Below are 419 nucleotides of genomic sequence, written 5' to 3'. Positions count from 1 at the left end.
GGATCTGGCCTGGACACCGCTTCGCTACATCAACAAACGCTACGATCACGAAGTGTTGATGTCGTTCTTCCGTGCCTCGCAAGTGGGCTACGTTACGCCGCTGCGCGATGGCATGAATCTCGTCGCGAAGGAGTATGTGGCTTCGCAGGATCCGGCCGACCCCGGCGTGCTGGTGCTGTCGTGTTTCGCTGGTGCCGCACAGGAACTGGACGGCGCGCTGATCGTGAACCCATACGACATTGACGGCATGGCCGAAGCGCTGCGCAGCGCGTTGAATATGTCGCTCTCGGAGCGACAAGCTCGCCACGGCACGATGATGTTAACGTTGCGCGAACACAATCTGTCGACGTGGCGCGACCGCTTCATCGCCGACCTTCGCGCGCCGGTCGGCGCTACCAAACCGGCACTGTTACGCTGCT

General features: G+C 61.3%; 1 protein-coding gene. It reads left to right on the top strand.

Features of this window, described 5'->3' with window-relative positions; translation table 11 throughout:
* Positions 1–419, top strand: a 419-nt coding sequence (locus tag CDV44_RS27190; protein ID WP_170936131.1) for a trehalose-6-phosphate synthase, incomplete at both ends; no start/stop codon positions are given.

The organism is Pandoraea sp. PE-S2R-1, assembly GCF_002179865.1.
Classification (GTDB): Bacteria; Pseudomonadota; Gammaproteobacteria; order Burkholderiales; family Burkholderiaceae; genus Pandoraea.
The sequence above is the reverse complement of the archived record's forward strand: the minus strand, read 5'-3'. Positions and strand labels throughout refer to the sequence as shown.